Origin of the sequence: Bacillus sp. JJ1127 (assembly GCF_036965845.1) — a bacterium.
In the GTDB taxonomy this organism is placed as follows: Bacteria; Bacillota; Bacilli; order Bacillales; family Bacillaceae_G; genus Bacillus_A.
In genome coordinates this window covers 2,657-3,109 of record NZ_JBALQK010000290.1, presented here as the reverse complement: position 1 = coordinate 3,109, position 453 = coordinate 2,657, and the positions used below count along the sequence as shown (strand labels likewise).

The following is a 453-nucleotide window of genomic DNA, read 5'->3' as shown; positions in this document are numbered from 1 at the left end:
GTTTGTAATTGTGTGATTTTCTAAATTCCCAAAAAAACTGTTGCTATAATGAGGACACGAAAACAAAGCGAATGGAGGCTATTCATGAAAAAATTAATTGGTATAGCAACAGCAGCGGTTTTTGGTCTTGGGATTTTCACTACTTCTGCTAAAGCAGAAACTGTTGTAACAACGGATGTATTAAACGTACGCGAGAACCCAACTACTGAATCACAAGTTGTAGGAAAAGTATTAAACGGTAATAAATTAGATGTTACAAATACAGAAAACGGATGGTCACAAATCAAATTAAATGGGAAAGACGCATTCGTAAGTTCAGATTTCACAAAAAGCATCTACTACGTAACAGCAAACGTATTAAACGTACGTGCTGAAGCAAACACGAACTCAGAAATTCTTGGTACGCTTAAGAAAGACGATATGATCGAAACAACGAACCAAGTACAAAATGGG

Annotated in this window: 1 protein-coding gene; it reads left to right on the top strand. The window is 36.0% G+C overall.

Annotation, left to right across the window (positions count from 1 at the left end):
- Nucleotides 1-84: 84 nt before the first annotated feature.
- The coding region (locus tag V7183_RS22815) for an SH3 domain-containing protein (RefSeq protein ID WP_335360939.1) at nt 85-453 on the top strand (369 nt) is incomplete at its 3' end.